Origin of the sequence: Fibrobacter sp. UWB2 (assembly GCF_002210425.1) — a bacterium.
In the GTDB taxonomy this organism is placed as follows: domain Bacteria; phylum Fibrobacterota; class Fibrobacteria; order Fibrobacterales; family Fibrobacteraceae; genus Fibrobacter; species Fibrobacter elongatus.
In genome coordinates, this window is sequence record NZ_MWQK01000001.1 from 673,855 (window position 1) to 688,817 (window position 14,963).

Consider the following 14,963-nt stretch of genomic DNA (forward strand, 5'->3'; position numbering starts at 1 on the left):
GGGGAGCGAATGATTTCGAAGAAATCACAGAACAGGTCGAAGGGAAATTTTATCGAGACTCAGGCGGTCGCGTTCCTGATGCGCGAAGGCTACCAAGTTGTAGCCCGCAATTATGCTTACCATGGCGGAGAGCTTGACATTGTCGCCCGCGATAACGGGACTCTCGTTTTTGTCGAAGTCAAGTCCGTCTGGAACAACCAAGAAGGGAACCCCGCCGCCCGCGTGAACGCTTTCAAGCAAAAGAAAATTTGGCAAACCGCTTGCCACTTTTTGTCCACTCAAAAAGCAATCGCCCCCAAGGGCTTTGACACTCCGTGCCGTTTCGACGTGTTAAGCACCCGCGCCTACCAGGAACCGCTCCAGTTTGCGCACTTCAAGAACGCATTCGAAGGCCGCGAAGTCATTCCCAATATTTAATCCGGCGACAATTACACATAACATTTCGCATTCTTTGTAAACACAGAGTTACAAAGCAACAGATAAAACGTTTCACTTCAGGAATCGTCTTAATTGGACTATCGTAATTTATCTAAATTGCATAAGTTGAGTACTCTTTTTAAAAACAATTTTGTTTTTTATAAATATGAATTTGAAAACAGTTAAAATATCTCGCTCTTGCCTTTGCGCCTCCCTGTTTGGGTTGTTTTTCCTTGTGTCCTGTGCCGGTAACACTCCCGACGTGAATACCGAGCCATCGCAAGAAGTTTCTGAATCCACAGATGCTTATTACGATGACGAATCCTCTGCGGATTACGTTACCGAAGAAGCGCCCGCCACTGTAGCAACTGGCGGAACTATCGAAACGAGCGGTTACACGTTTACCGCACCCGACAACGGATGGACAATCATCGGTGGCGAAGACAACGCCCCCTACGAATTTTACAATCCGAAAACCGGTCGCCGCGCCGTCCTCGTCGAAGTGACTCTCCCCGAAGGCGAACCGCTCCGTCTTATGGACCGCGCCCAGATCGAAATGCAGTCGTTCGAATCGAGCGGCAAAAAAGCATCTCTCGCAGAGACTTACCCAGAAGAAGCATTCGGTACAACTGGCGCATTCTTTGATATCGCCGGCAAGCGTTACGACACGCCATACGAAGCCGTCGGCTTAGTCACGAATGCAGGCAACCGAGTCTTCACGCTTACGTTAGCAGCAACAGACGCCCAGCTCCCTGCAGGCGCCCTCAAGCAAGAATGGAAAGACTTCTTTGCCACATTCAAATTAAAGGAAGTTGTCCAGGAAGCCGTTTCTGAGCTTTCCGAAGAACGCATCATGCAGTATTCCAGCGCAGACCTCGGCTACTCCTGGAACACGAGCGACACGCTTTGGCACAACTGGACAGGCGTTGCCCGCCAAAATGAAGATCCGGATTTGGTGCTCAGCAACAAGAAAGAAGATATTTCACTTTTCGTGTATGGCGCTATCGTCCCGAGCGAAGAAGTCAGCCAGCAAGACATGTTCAAGGTACTCCTCAGCCGCCTCGGACTTTCTATGAACGAACCGAGCTTTGAAGTCCAGCGCATTAAGGTCGGCGACCGCTACGCCCAGGAATTCACGCTCACCCACGTCGTCAACAAATTCGACTTCTATTATACAGGCCGATTCTATTACGATAACGGACGCGGCATCTTGATTGCCACCTGGACTCAGGGCATCAACAAGAAGAAATACGCCTCCGTGATGAAAAATGCGGTCAACGGCCTCAAGGTCGGTGCAATGCCGAAAATGGCAAGCGACGAAGAAGCCCGCAAAAAGCAGAACAAGTTCAACGCCGCCGTCATGAGCCAGGTCGGCATCCTCCGCTTGCTCGAAGACCAGCCGTTTGTCGCCCTCAGCTACTTTGAACGCGCCAACAAGATGGACCCGGAAGAACCGCTTTATCTCATCAACTGCGGTTTCGTTTACCAGATGAAGGAACTTTACGGCCCAGGCATCAGCTATTTCACAAGCCAGATGGATCTTGTCCGCAAGAACGGCAAGTTGCTCTCAATTCTCGGCGAAATGTACGAAGCCCTCTTCGACTACGGACACGCTCGTGAATGCGCCGAAGCAGCCCTCCGCTACACCCCGAACAATCCGGAATACGTCATCAACTTGAGCGATGCCCTCTGGGGCCTGGGACAGCGCCACCAGTCTCTCATCGTGGTGCAGCGCCTCTATGACACGCAGCCGAGCTCCCGTCTGGGAGTTTACCTCGCAAAAACCTACATGGGTCTTGACCAGTACGCCGAAGCCGTCGATATCTTGTACGCTATCCGTGGCCGCTTTGGCATGAGCAAGGAACTCGGTGAAACCCTTATGGACGCACTCATGTTCCTCGGCCGTTACGAAGAAGCACGCGCCATCAGCGAAGAAACTCTCGCCAAGGCCAAGAACGATTATAAAGTCTGGACGATGCACGGCAAGATTTTGTTCTACAGCCGCAACTACCGCGATGCCGAAAAGGCACTCACCAAGGCACTCGCCCTCCGCCCAGATAATGAAGACGCCAAAAGTTTCCTCTCCGCCACAAAGGCATACCTCGGCAAAGCAGACAACCGTACGCTACAAAAGCCGATTACCCCGGTTGAAGACCGCACGGCAGACTTGAAGACGCTCCTCCGCCCGCAGGCAAAACAGAACGCCATCGATGGCGACTTCCCTGCCGTCATCCATTACCAGAAGGAAACCCTCAAGGCCGAAAAGAGCGCCAACTGGGTCCGCAGCGAAGAAATGCTCCTCGAAGTTTTGGACCAGCGCGGTGCAGCCATTTATCGTGAATTCACGTTCGACTTTTTGCCGGGCTACGACCGCATTTTCTTGAACGCCCTCGAAGTCTACGATAGCAACTGGAAGCTCAAGCAAAAGGCAACGCTCAACGGCGCCTATATTACATACGCAACAGAAATTGGCGGCGGTAACGAAAGCCAGACAGCACACTTCCCGCTTTCGGAACTTGCTCCGGGTGACTTTATCTACATGCAGTTCAGCCGCACGAACCTCGAAAACAAGGGCATGATTCCGTACACGAACTACGAAAGCAGCCGCGATGTACCGGTCGGAGAATCTGTCTTCCGCATTTACGCCGATACGACCCGCTTTGTCACTGAAGAATACGGTCCGCTCGAAAAGTCCCCGATCAAGGGCGGTATCGAATGGAAGATTGAAAACCCGGTCATTGTCCGCAAGGAACTTTATATGCCGGTGTACCGCGACTTCGGTGCAGGTCTCATCCTCACAGGCAAGCAGGAATGGCGCGATGTCGGTGATGACTACCAGAACCTCATCAGCCACCAGTTCAAGAAGGCCGTCAAGGTCCGCGAACAGGCTTTTGAAGTGCGCGGCAACAAGATTGGCGATGAAGCGGTCAAGGCTATTATCAACTTTGTCCGTCAGGACATCCGCTACCGCGACGTGCGATTCGGTGGCCACAGCCTGATTCCGCAAACCGCAGAAGTGACGCTCAAGGAACACCGCGGCGACTGCAAGGACATGGCACTCTTGCTCAAGGATATGCTCGAAGCGATTGGCGTCAAGAGCTACCTCACCGCTATCCACCTCACGGAAGAAGGTTTTTCGCACTTGCCGACCATCCAGCAGTTCAACCACATGATTCTCTACATCCCGAAGCAAGGGAAGATTAGCGAACGCTGGGTCGACGCCACCGACAAGACGGGCAACGATCGCCCGGTACCGCTCGACATGGAAGGCAAGGTCGCCCTCGTGATTGACGGAGACCAGAGCCACGTGGTCACGACTCCGATTCTCGAAGACAACCAGGAACACCAAATTGCCATCCAGCACGATTTGTACATCGGCGTGAACGGCGAATGCGAATTCCGCGATTCCGTACAGCTCCAGGGCAAGTTCGCAAGCGCCATCCGCAACAAGTTCTTTGGCCGTGATGTCAAGGACCAGGAAAAGCTCTTGGAACAGTTCCTCGCCGCAGGCGTGCCGGACGTGAGCATCGGCAACATCCGCATCGAGAATCTCGACCAGTTCAACAAGCCGCTCATCATCGTGAACACTTACGCCTCGAAGGGTTACTTTGGTCAGGGCGGTTCCGAGCTCAAGGGAAGATTCCCGAACGTCTGGGAACGTAGCCTCTTCAAGCTCCCGAAGGTCGCGAAGCGCCACCACCCCATCCGCATGCCGCACGAAACGCAGTTCAGCTTCAAGTTGAACATCAAGACGGCTAGCGGCCACACGGTAACGCTCACCGAAGCAAAGCCGCTTAACCGCGCCCCGGATTACGTGAGCTTCGAAAAGCAGCCGAAGTCCAAGACTTCTAGCGGCATCAAGTGGACCACGTTTGCACTCTACGCCGATCCGAGCGAATACGACAAGATCCGCGAAGAATGGAACTACCTCTTGAGCGAAACGAGCCCGATGATCACGGTGAAGTAGGAGATACAATGCGCTCATTAATACTCTCCGACATTCATGGTTCTGCTTTGGCGGCAAGGCAGGCGCTCACGTTCTTTGAAAAGTTCAACTGCGACAAAATTTTCTTGCTGGGAGACACGCTCTATCACGGCCCGCGAAACCCGCTCCCGGCAGGGCACGGCCCCATGCAAGTCGTCGAAGCGCTAGCCCCGTACAAAGACCGCATTGTCGCCGTCCGCGGCAACTGCGATGCCGATGTCGACTTGATGATGCTCGACTTCCCTATCGAAAACGAATACAAGGTTGTCGCAGATTGCGGGTTCAACTTGTTCATGAGCCATGGGCACATTTTTATGCCGGAATGTTTCCCGAAAGATGCGCTAAACGCCATCGAATCTACGGGGGCGTCGCAATCCTCAGCGCAGTCTCAAGCAAGCGCTCCGCAAAAGCCGCAAATCGACGTTTACCTGTACGGTCACACGCACATCTGGAAACTCGAAAAGAACTTCCGCGATGTGCTTCTCGTGAATCCGGGTTCCACGAGCCTCCCGAAAGGCGGTAACCCGCCGACATTCGGATTCTACGAGAGCACGCCCGCAACTGCAAGCGAGCCCGCGCATGCCAAATTCAGTATCCACACGCTAGAAGATGGCACGGAAATTGCAACAGTCACTATATAACAATACGAGATGGAGATGCCCTCCCCATACGCGGATCATGCTCACATAAGTGCTAAAGCACTAAGTGATCAAAGAGCTCGGAGGCGGGCATGACAATTCACCTGCTATTTTTTTCTTACATTTGAGCCATGGTTTTAAACGTAATCTGGCTCGTGTTTTTCTTCGGTGCATTTATCGCATGCATCGTCCAATGGCTTGCTTTCGGCGATACCGGCATTTTTAACAAGGCAATTCTTGGCGCTTTCGACATGTCCAAAACGGCATTCGAAATCGCCCTCGGCCTCACAGGCATTTTGAGCCTGTGGCTCGGCATCTTGAAAATCGGAGAAAAGGCAGGCGCCATCCAGATTTTGGCAAAAATCGTGCAGCCGCTGTTCTCGAGACTCTTCCCTGAAATTCCAAAGGGCCATCCGGTCGTGGGCACCATGCTCATGAACATCAGCGCAAACATGCTCGGTCTCGACAATGCGGCAACCCCGATGGGCCTCAAGGCCATGAAGCAGCTCCAAGACCTGAATCCGAACGACGACAAGACAGTCGCAAGCGATTCGCAAATTATGTTCCTCGTTTTAAACGCAAGCGGACTTACGCTAATTCCTGTTAGCATAATGACTTACCGCGCACAGCTCGGCGCCGCAAACCCGAGCGACGTGTTCCTCCCGCTCCTCCTCTCGACGTTTTTCAGCACCATCGCAGGCATCTTTGCACTCAGCTTTTTCCAGAAAATCAAGCTCAAGGACCCTGTAACCGTCATGTGGCTCGGCGGCATCAGCGCCTGCGTTATCGCCGTGATGTTCTACTTTAGCCACCTCACTGCCGAAGCTCTCGGCACCACAAGCCTTTTCATCAGTGGTCTTGTGCTGTTCGGTGTCATCGTTGCATTCCTTGGCCTCGCCTGCTATAAGAAAGTCCAGGCATACGAAGCATTTGTAGAGGGCGCCAAGGAAGGTTTCAACACCGCTGTGATGATTATCCCGAACCTCGTCGCAATTCTCGTGGGTGTCGCCGTGTTCCGCGCAAGCGGAGCCATGGACTTAGTGATGAACGGCATCTCAGCTTTGCTCGGCCTTATCGGCGTCGGAAACGACGTCGTCCCTGCACTCCCCACCGCCCTTATGAAGCCCCTTAGCGGTAGCGGTGCACGCGGCATGATGATCGACGCCATGAAGAATCTTGGCCCGGATAGCTTTGCAGGCCGCCTCAGTTGCATGTTCCAAGGAGCAGCCGACACGACGTTCTACATCATCGCCGTATATTTCGGCTCCGTGGGCGTCAAAAAGACCCGCCACGCCGTCACCTGCGCCCTCATTGCAGACGCCGTTGGCGTTATCGCAGCCATCATCATCGCCTACATTTTCTTCCCACCTATCCACTAGTATTGTGATGATACACACGCGTTCTAAGATGGAATAAAAATATTGTGTTATATTAAATATTTTTTAACCTTTCTAAAAATTTTTATTTACATTTAGAACGCTAATTTGGTGTATAATGTGTGGACTTTAAGGGGTGAAAATGGACTACGTCATTTTCAGTAGTGTTTATAAAGACTTTAGGGATGCGATTTTAGATAATATTCCTGATATGACAGCGATGAGCAAACGAGTCAGCGCTGCCATTCCTCCTATATGTAATATTTTAAACATTGGCTTTATAAAAATTAAACTTATTGCCCCTAGTTCCATCATTGCGCGTAACGGTCTAAACCAAGAACAAGTCATGTACGAAGACCCGAACGGTTTTGAGTCAATGCCGATTATCCAAACCTACAGAACAGGCGAAAACGGCATGGCCACCATCGAAATCCGCGCCAAAAAGAGCCACAAGTTTACACCCCCTGAACTGCAAGCCGCAAAACTCATCAGCGATGACATATTCATCATTCTCGGACGTTCCCGCCTGATGAGCGCAATCCACTACGCAAGCCAAACCGATACAATGACAGGCGCACCGAACACGGCACAACTAGTCCATCACAGTATCGAACTCAAGGCCAAAAACAAGCTGCAGAACTTCAGCGGGCTTTTCCTGAACCTCAAAAACTACAAGTACATCAACCAGTCCAAATCCCCCGCTATCGGCGACATGGGAATTACCTGCTTTACACGTTCCGTCATGGCTATGTGTCACGATGACGAAATGATAGCAAGACTTGGCGGCGACAACTTCTTTGTGCTTGTGAAAAAGGAAAACAGGGACATATTCGTCAAGGCGCTCTCCTCCATGAACGTCTCCGTGACCGTTCCACACGGCCCGACCATCCCGCTGACCATCCAAAGCCGCATCGGTGTCTACGACATCCAGCCGCAAGATTCGATGAACGAGATTATGCACTGCAGCTCGGTCGCCCTGAACGAATCTAGACTCCATCCGGGCAACGACATCGTCTATTTCACCAAGAAGATGCTCGAAGACGCCTATCACGAAAAAGAGATTTCTTCCCTTTTCCGCGAAGCATTGCGCCGCAAGGAATTTATCGTCTACTACCAGCCCAAGGTCTCCGTCAAGGACCAGAAACTTTGTGGCTGCGAAGCCCTCGTGCGCTGGAACCGCAATGGACAGGTCATCCCGCCAAGCGAATTTTTGCCCATTCTCGAAAAAGAAGCCTCCATTTGCCTTCTCGATTTTTACGTATTCCGCAAGGTCTGCGAAGATATCCGTAATTGGCTGGACGCAGGTATTGAACCGGTCCGCGTGTCCTCCAACTTTTCAAGGCACCACCTCGGCAACCCGCATTTGACTGAAGATATCCTTGCCATCATGAAGGAATACAATATCGATAGCAAGTTTATCGAAATTGAGCTCACGGAATCCTCCAATTTTGAAGACAAAATCGCCATGCAGAAGTTCGTGAACGGACTCCGCCAACATGGTATTTCCGTCTCTATCGATGACTTTGGTACAGGCTACTCCACTTTCGCCGCCATCAAAGACTTGAATGTCAACGTCATCAAGCTCGACAAGTCGCTCCTCGACCACATCGGTGACGAAAAGTACCACGATGAAGTTGTCATCAAGAACATGGTGAACATGATCAACGAGCTCCATCTCGAAGTCGTGGCAGAAGGTGTCGAAAACACTAAGCAGCTCGACTTCTTGCAGAACGCCAAGTGCTCGATTATTCAGGGATTCCTATTCGACAAGCCGCTGACTAAGGAAGATTTCGAAAAGCGACTTTCGAACGAAGTCACTTATACGCACATCTCTTAAAAGAACATCCAGACCGCCATCCACAGGACGATGAGTCCAAACTCGATTTCCCTTGAAATTCGAGCCATAAAACTACAGCCAAGCGCAATCCCGGCTATAGCGGCAAGACGTATCCACGGAGCCTCCGCCCCCATCTGGTAAAGCGAAGCATTCCCAACAAGTTCCACCCAAAGCCAAAACGTCTGGGCAAGCACCATAAAGCGCCTACGGTTTTCGCGCAAACCGGTCGTAAACACACATAGCGCAAGCGCCACCATACGGAACGGATAGTTTTCTAGAATCGGGTCGCCAAAGTTACCGACAAACGCCGTATACAAGCAGCTCGTCATGACGATAAGGAACATCACGAGCGTGATGCGGAACATCCCCTTTATTTTCCAGAGGAACGCCGCAAAAACAAGGCACAAAAGGCAAGCCACCGCATTTGCAAACATGCTCATTTGCAGCCCCCTTTGCGTTTCTTCGAAAAGCCAAGATGAGCCAATGGTTGCAGACAGACTAACAGACTACTCACGTATGCGCCGAACGGCCCCGCCAAATTAATCCAGTCCGAAGTGAGGTAGCCATACACCACCGCGGCAAGCACGCCACACAGCACAGGCAACCGCACCACCTTGAATTCTGGAGCCGAGAACGGCGAATAATACTTTTGTCCATCGGTATCGCTAACTTCACCATCTGAACTATCGCTTTCCTCGCCCATCAGGATTTCATCGTTTTCAAAGAATCGCGAAAGCAAAAAGCGCACGCCAAAGAAGAGCGCGACAAACAACGCGCCACCTGCAAACATCAAGCTTGCGTTCGCAAATGTAGCGTTTGAAAAGAAATGATAGTCGTTATGGTTTACAACAAAGTCACATTTAAGCAACACACCAAACAAAATGCTCGAAACGACAAGCAAACGGCCCCAGAGATTTTCGCGGACCACCTCAAAGAACAACAGCTGCGGGAGCACACACGCAAAGACAAAAGCGGTATAGCTCCCCACACCCTTCAAAAGTATAAGCCAAAGGAACAACAAAGACACAAACCAGCTACAAAGCATCAAGAAGCGTTCTATAAGGCGGTTGTAGTAGTTTTCAAACGAAAGCAAGGCTATCGAATTTGAGAGTCCCGTATAAAAGACAATCGAAACCACGTATAAAGGAAAGAACGCGCCCTGCCACATGGAATTTTCAATTTTTGCGTAATCCAGCGCAAACTCCGAGACCACCCAAAATACCGTCGGGAGGAGAATCCACGCAAGCGGTCGCCGGATTTTTGCAAGTTCCTTACAAAGCGAAGCATCCTCGGCGCTGTCCGCCGCCACAAGATGCGTCACGAAAAACAGGAGCGAAATAAAGCCGACTATGCCGATGCCATAAACGTCGCTATGGACATCGCTATTCATCTTTACGGAACCAGAATACAGCGCGGCAAAAGCAACAGCAACCACCAGACTGCAAAGCGAACTGAGTTCGAGCAAAAGCGATGTGCGGCGGTGGATTTTCACCTTCATAACAAGCAAGAACGCCGAAAGCAGAACGCCCGCCTGCGACATGCCAACCCAGAAGATAAAAAGTGTCCTCGGGAATTTCCAGTTACCGCCATTGTGCAAAAGAAGATCGAAGGAGCCATCCCAAAACGAGCCCCCTACCGAAAGCAGGAGCAACAAGCACAACCCAATAAAAACGATAGTAACGACTTTGTTGTTCATAGTACGGCTTCGCCGCTAGCCCAACCTCCCCCTACAATATATTTTTTATTTTTGTGGGCGTTTTTCGCATTTTATAAAAAACGGCTTTTCATGAGTACTATAGAGATTATCGTTATCGCAATTGTCGAGGCAATGGACTGCTTTGCGGTCGCTATTTCGACCGGACTTTGCAAATCGAGCATCAAGCGTTCGCGCGCCGTGCTCCAAGCCGTTTCGTTTGGCGTTTTTCAGGGTGGCATGACTCTTCTCGGGTATTTTCTGGGTAGTTTTGCCGAGCGCTGGTTCAACGCCGTCGGAACGCCGATTGCGTGTGCCATTCTCTGCATTTTGGGATTCCGCATGATCTGGGGCGCCATTCGCGGTGGTGAAGCGACAGCCTCCTGTGCGCACTTGAGCCTCATGAACATTCTGCTTTTGTCGATTGCGACTAGCATTGACGCATTCGCTGTTGGAATTTCGTTTGCATTTTTGAACGCCAACATGGTTTTTGCAACCTCAGCCATTGCGATTGCTAGCTTTGTGATGGGCGTTCTCGGCTTTGAAATCGGGCGCCATGCCTCCAAGCGGTTCAAGACAAAAATCCCGGAGATTATCGCCGGGATTATCTTGATTACGATTGGCGTGAAGATGTTTATTTAGCGCCTTCGGTGCGCCGACCTCAAACTCTTTCTATATTGCTTACCATGAGTGAGCAGAAAGATATTGACCGTACCCGCTATTTTGAATTAAAGAAACAACTGGAAGAAGCTAGCCGTCTTTATTACAAGGACGGAGTCTCCCCCATGAGCGACCAGGATTTTGACTTTGGGCTCAAGGAGATGGAAGCGCTCGAGGCGAAGTATCCGGAATTGCGCGGGAAGGGTTCGCTCACGCAGAAGGTCGGTAGCGACCTCACGAATGATTTTGCGAAGGTAGCGCACGCCGTGCCGATGCTCAGCATTGCAAACGTGTACAGCGAAGAAGAAATGCGCGAATTTGTGAAGGCCGCGGAAGAAGGAATTGCAGCTCTTCAAAGTGAAAGGGAGATTCCCGGTCATCCCCGTCAAGCGAGGACAGGCGCCGGGAATGACAAGAATGCCGAGAATGACGAGAAGCGCGCGACGTGGATATGCGAGAGGAAAATCGACGGGGTCAGCCTTTCGGTGATTTACGAGAATGGCCGCTTGAAGCAGGCGGCAACGCGTGGCGATGGCGCCCAAGGCGATGACGTGACGAACAATGCGCTCACAATTGCAGACATTCCTGAATATTTTGACGCGAAGAAATTGAAGATTGACCCGAGCGAGATTCCGCAGGGAACGTTCGAAGTCCGCGGTGAAGTCTACATGGAACGCGAAGCGTTTGAACGTTTGAACGAGCAGTTCATCTTGGAAAACAAGAAGACCTTCCAGAACTGCCGCAATACGGTTTCGGGCTCGCTCAAGCTCAAGAGCGTTGCCGAATGCAAGACGCGCCCGATGCGCTTTTTTGCATACCACATTCCGCAGAGCAACAACAAAACTCACGAAGAGAACTTGAAGCAGCTCAAGCGTCTCGGTTTCCATACGAACGATTACTGGACCGCCGATACGGTCGATGAAATCATGGCGATTTCGGAGAAGATTGGTGCGAGCCGCGACAGCCTCCCGTTCGATATTGACGGCATGGTCGTGAAGCTGAACGATTTGCAACAGCAGCGAGAACTCGGCAGCACAAGCAAGAGCCCGCGCTGGGCCATCGCTTACAAGTTCAAGGCGGAACGCGCTTACACGCCGCTTTTGTCTGTAGAATTCCAGGTCGGTCGCACCGGTGCCGTGACGCCAGTGGCAAATCTCGCACCCGTGCGCCTCGCAGGGACAACCGTGAAGCGCGCCACCCTCCACAACTTCGACGAAGTGGCAAGGCTTGACTTGCACTACGGCGACACAGTCGGCGTAGAGAAGGGTGGCGAAATCATCCCGAAAATCACCGATGTCAAACGCGAGCTGCGCCCCGCCGGAGCCTCCCCCGTCGTGGCACCCGAAAAATGCCCCGTGTGCGGAGAGCAACTCACACACATCGACGGAGAAGTGATTCTCCGTTGCGAAAACATGCACTGCCAAGCACAAGTGCAATGTCTGTTCGAGCATTTCGTAAGCCGTGAAGCGATGAACATCGAAAATCTCGGGCCCGCGCTTATCGCAAGCCTCCTCGCCACTGGCAAAATCAAGCGCATTCCAGACCTTTACCGCCTCACGCTCGAAGACCTGGAATCGCAGGAACGCATGGCGAAGAAGAGCGCGAAAAACGTCTTTGATGCCATCCAAGCATCAAAACAGCGCAGCCTCGAAAATCTGTTGCACGGTCTTGGCATCCGCTTTGTCGGCCGCACCAGTGCCCGTAACATCGCAAAGCATTTCCGCACGCTCGAAAAAATCCGCACAGCGACTGTCGAAGAATTGCAAAACGTGACTGACGTCGGTGAACGCATCGGAAAATCCGTTTACGAATTTTTCCACACGCCGCTTTACACGAACGAAATTGACGAACTCGTAGCACTCGGACTCCCGACGGAATTCAAGGGCGTTGTCAAGACTTTATTCCAAGGTCAAACTGCAGTCATCACAGGAACGCTCCCGAACATGGACCGCGATGAAGCGCGCAAGCTCATCGAAGAGAACGGCGGCAAGGTCTCCGGCTCCGTGAGCAAAAAGACGAGCTGGGTTTTGGCAGGCGAAGCGGCAGGTTCCAAGCTCACAAAAGCAAACGAGCTCGGGATTCCCGTGCACGACGAAGCATGGCTTATGGCTCAAATTGCAAACGCCGATGAATCCGGCGACGCCACAAATGAAAATGCGGGCAGTTCCGCGGGCAATTTTGCAAACGAAAAAGCGAGCGTTTCAACAACGCCCGCAGAAGATCAAATGTCGCTAAATCTCTAGTCTTTGACGCAGCGGACGTTGCAATTCGAAGTCGTTTTCTGCGCGTACTTGGTCAAATCAAATTCATCTTGGCGAAGCATATAAATGTATGCAGAGCCTTCTTCATTCATGTCTGCGCTACAGAAATATGCCGAAGTCAATCGACCTGTAAAGAATCCATTTGCAGTTCGGTGTCCCGCATAGATTCCCGTAAAGCCAACAAGATCATCACCGACATGGACTATGTTATCAAATTCCTTGGGATCACTACTTAAAAGAACTTTTCTCGCCGAATAAGAATTACCGTGGAACCATAAATTGACAAAAGCATTGAGTTCATCCCATTCTTTATTAGACGGGACATGGAATCCTTCCGGGCATACATTTTCCACCTTGGCGCTAGCCCCAAGAATACCATCCCATTGATAAAGTCGCCCATACTTTTCGCAATATTCAAGAGAGTCGCCATAGCACCAGCTCGGTTCCACTTCATAGTTCAAGTTCTCGGCCATCCACACTTGATTACCGATGCCAATCGTCTTGTATTCCGAATTGTCTCGGCTATCCACCAGAACGCCCTTTACAAGTGAATCAGTCGCATATTTCCATGTGAATTTGTTGCAATAATAAATGGAATTTTGATACTGGTGATACCCCACATGATTAGCATTGCAACCATAGCCCAAAGTATATTCCATTTCGTTCGAATAGCCCATTTCTCCATTATTGCAATAGAAATAGAGCGTAGAATCCGTTTTACCACGGCGAACTTCTTCCTTTTCACCACACGGATTTGCAATTTTTTCCAGCTCCAGTACAGAACCCGTTTTATCAATATCCGTTGCCTTGCGGAATTTACCATCAACACACACAACTTCGATAGTCGAATCATTGGGTAGTTTTTGAACAATGCCTAACTCACATTTTAGATTACGAGACCAATATGCAATATAATCTTCCTCCGTACCCGTAGCAGCCCAATGCAGATAATCAGGAGCATTATCTTCCGCCTTGCATACGAGATACGAAGGCTTCCCCATGGACTCCGAAGCGAGAACCATACCAAACTTTGAAGAAACACATGCAATACCTTGTTCAACGTGAGCACTGACCCATTTGCCCTGAATAGAATCATAGGCATAGAGGAATGACGTAAAATTCGCTTTTATCACTTCACCATCATGACCTTTTTCAATGCCATACAATTCCTGAAAAGTACCGTTCGGACAAATCCAGCCCGTATCTTTAGAGCACATGTAAGGTCTTTCAACATAGCGGCTCAAAGGATTTGTAACCTTCTTTACTTCCCCATCGTTCTTGTCGGAACATTCTCCAAGACCATTTGTCTGTCCGAACACATAGCCACTCAGCTTAGTAACAAGGTAATCTGTTTTAGGAATAGACTTTACCCATAAATTTCCTTCTATCATATCAGCATATTTCGTTTTAAACGTATCGATTTTTGCCGAATCCGTTTCAAGCATCCAGAACACAGCCGTATCAGAACTCAACTGGCTAGAAAGCCTTGTATAGGGGATACGCGAAAGCATTTGCCATACGGCTTGAAGTTCCGCATCTTTTTCGTTCCCTTCAATTTGATTAGACAGTTTAATATCAAGTGAAGTGGACAACATATACTCCATAATTTCATGCTGAGCGGTTCTTTCAGCAGAATCAGAAGGTATTCCCTTTTTCATCAAGTAGAGAATCCTGTTGTACTCCATATTTGTCATAAAATTCACATAGACAGAATCCACCCTGCTCAAGTCTGCAAAGCTCCAATATCCGCTTCTCGACATTTTATTCCTAACACACATTACAATATTAGACGATTGTAATTTGAGATTTTCAAATTTGAAGACATTCGGATACGTCACATATGTTGTAAATTCGCGACCGGTCCAAGAAGCACTAGAATCCAGTTCATACAAAGTCACTTCGTACTTGGTGCCACCCCTATCAATAGAATTATAATCTTCACTTGAAATAAAAGACGCAACTCCAACTAATTTGTTTAATTCATATTCAGGAGCGTTATCTTCGCTTTCGATATTAACACCTTTAGATACTTCACTACAGCCCATCAAAGCAAGCAAACAAAGCACTATTCCTAAAACATTCAGTTTCATATTCAT

The 14,963-nt window shown here is 50.2% G+C and carries 10 protein-coding genes; 7 read left to right on the forward strand and 3 right to left on the reverse strand.

Annotated features, from left to right (window positions below):
* Window positions 1–9: 9 nt before the first annotated feature.
* The 5 genes from B7982_RS02900 (at window position 10) to B7982_RS02920 (ending at window position 8,253) form a co-directional block, all read left to right on the forward strand.
* Window positions 10–417, forward strand: coding sequence for a YraN family protein (locus B7982_RS02900; RefSeq protein ID WP_088659463.1), 408 nt, complete (start codon window positions 10–12; stop codon window positions 415–417).
* Window positions 418–652: 235 nt separating this feature from the next.
* Complete coding sequence (locus tag B7982_RS02905; RefSeq protein ID WP_233138333.1) at window positions 653–4,384, forward strand: tetratricopeptide repeat protein; 3,732 nt, start codon at window positions 653–655, stop codon at window positions 4,382–4,384.
* A gap of 8 nt (window positions 4,385–4,392) precedes the next feature.
* On the forward strand, window positions 4,393–5,043 hold the full coding sequence (gene yfcE, locus B7982_RS02910) for a phosphodiesterase (RefSeq protein WP_088659465.1): 651 nt from the start codon (window positions 4,393–4,395) through the stop codon (window positions 5,041–5,043).
* Window positions 5,044–5,171: 128 nt separating this feature from the next.
* Window positions 5,172–6,419 (forward strand): nucleoside recognition domain-containing protein, encoded by a 1,248-nt coding sequence (locus tag B7982_RS02915; protein WP_088659466.1) that lies wholly within the window; start codon window positions 5,172–5,174, stop codon window positions 6,417–6,419.
* Between the two features lie 139 nt (window positions 6,420–6,558).
* The gene (locus tag B7982_RS02920; protein WP_088659467.1) at window positions 6,559–8,253 is read left to right on the forward strand and encodes a bifunctional diguanylate cyclase/phosphodiesterase; all 1,695 of its coding nucleotides are present in this window, start codon (window positions 6,559–6,561) and stop codon (window positions 8,251–8,253) included.
* Here the strand turns inward: B7982_RS02920 and B7982_RS02925 are convergent.
* Window positions 8,250–8,693, reverse strand: coding sequence for a hypothetical protein (locus B7982_RS02925; RefSeq protein WP_088659468.1), 444 nt, complete (start codon window positions 8,691–8,693; stop codon window positions 8,250–8,252). The two genes, B7982_RS02920 and B7982_RS02925, sit on opposite strands and share 4 nt — an antisense overlap.
* Window positions 8,690–9,949: a hypothetical protein gene (locus tag B7982_RS02930; RefSeq protein WP_088659469.1), complete on the reverse strand. Its 1,260-nt coding sequence runs from the start codon at window positions 9,947–9,949 to the stop codon at window positions 8,690–8,692. Before B7982_RS02930 ends, B7982_RS02925 begins: the two co-directional genes overlap by 4 nt.
* 90 nt (window positions 9,950–10,039) lie before the next feature.
* On the opposite strand from B7982_RS02930, the gene B7982_RS02935 reads away from it, so the two are divergent.
* Window positions 10,040–10,588: a manganese efflux pump MntP family protein gene (locus B7982_RS02935; RefSeq protein ID WP_088659470.1), complete on the forward strand. Its 549-nt coding sequence runs from the start codon at window positions 10,040–10,042 to the stop codon at window positions 10,586–10,588.
* Window positions 10,589–10,632: 44 nt separating this feature from the next.
* Window positions 10,633–12,849: an NAD-dependent DNA ligase LigA gene (ligA, locus tag B7982_RS02940; protein WP_088659552.1), complete on the forward strand. Its 2,217-nt coding sequence runs from the start codon at window positions 10,633–10,635 to the stop codon at window positions 12,847–12,849.
* Here ligA and B7982_RS02945 read toward each other — a convergent pair.
* Window positions 12,846–14,957, reverse strand: a complete 2,112-nt coding sequence (locus tag B7982_RS02945; protein ID WP_158212954.1) for a fibrobacter succinogenes major paralogous domain-containing protein — start codon at window positions 14,955–14,957, stop codon at window positions 12,846–12,848. The two genes, ligA and B7982_RS02945, sit on opposite strands and share 4 nt — an antisense overlap.
* Window positions 14,958–14,963: the final 6 nt, after the last annotated feature.

Bases quoted from the DNA above. Each gene is read 5' to 3' on its own strand.
- B7982_RS02925 (WP_088659468.1), bottom strand. From the start codon at position 8,693: ATGAGCATGTTTGCAAATGCGGTGGCTTGCCTTTTGTGCCTTGTTTTT.
- yfcE (WP_088659465.1), top strand. From the start codon at position 4,393: ATGCGCTCATTAATACTCTCCGACATTCATGGTTCTGCTTTGGCGGCA.
- B7982_RS02935 (WP_088659470.1), top strand. From the start codon at position 10,040: ATGAGTACTATAGAGATTATCGTTATCGCAATTGTCGAGGCAATGGAC.
- B7982_RS02930 (WP_088659469.1), bottom strand. From the start codon at position 9,949: ATGAACAACAAAGTCGTTACTATCGTTTTTATTGGGTTGTGCTTGTTG.
- B7982_RS02945 (WP_158212954.1), bottom strand. From the start codon at position 14,957: ATGAAACTGAATGTTTTAGGAATAGTGCTTTGTTTGCTTGCTTTGATG.
- ligA (WP_088659552.1), top strand. From the start codon at position 10,633: ATGAGTGAGCAGAAAGATATTGACCGTACCCGCTATTTTGAATTAAAG.
- B7982_RS02920 (WP_088659467.1), top strand. From the start codon at position 6,559: ATGGACTACGTCATTTTCAGTAGTGTTTATAAAGACTTTAGGGATGCG.
- B7982_RS02915 (WP_088659466.1), top strand. From the start codon at position 5,172: ATGGTTTTAAACGTAATCTGGCTCGTGTTTTTCTTCGGTGCATTTATC.
- B7982_RS02900 (WP_088659463.1), top strand. From the start codon at position 10: ATGATTTCGAAGAAATCACAGAACAGGTCGAAGGGAAATTTTATCGAG.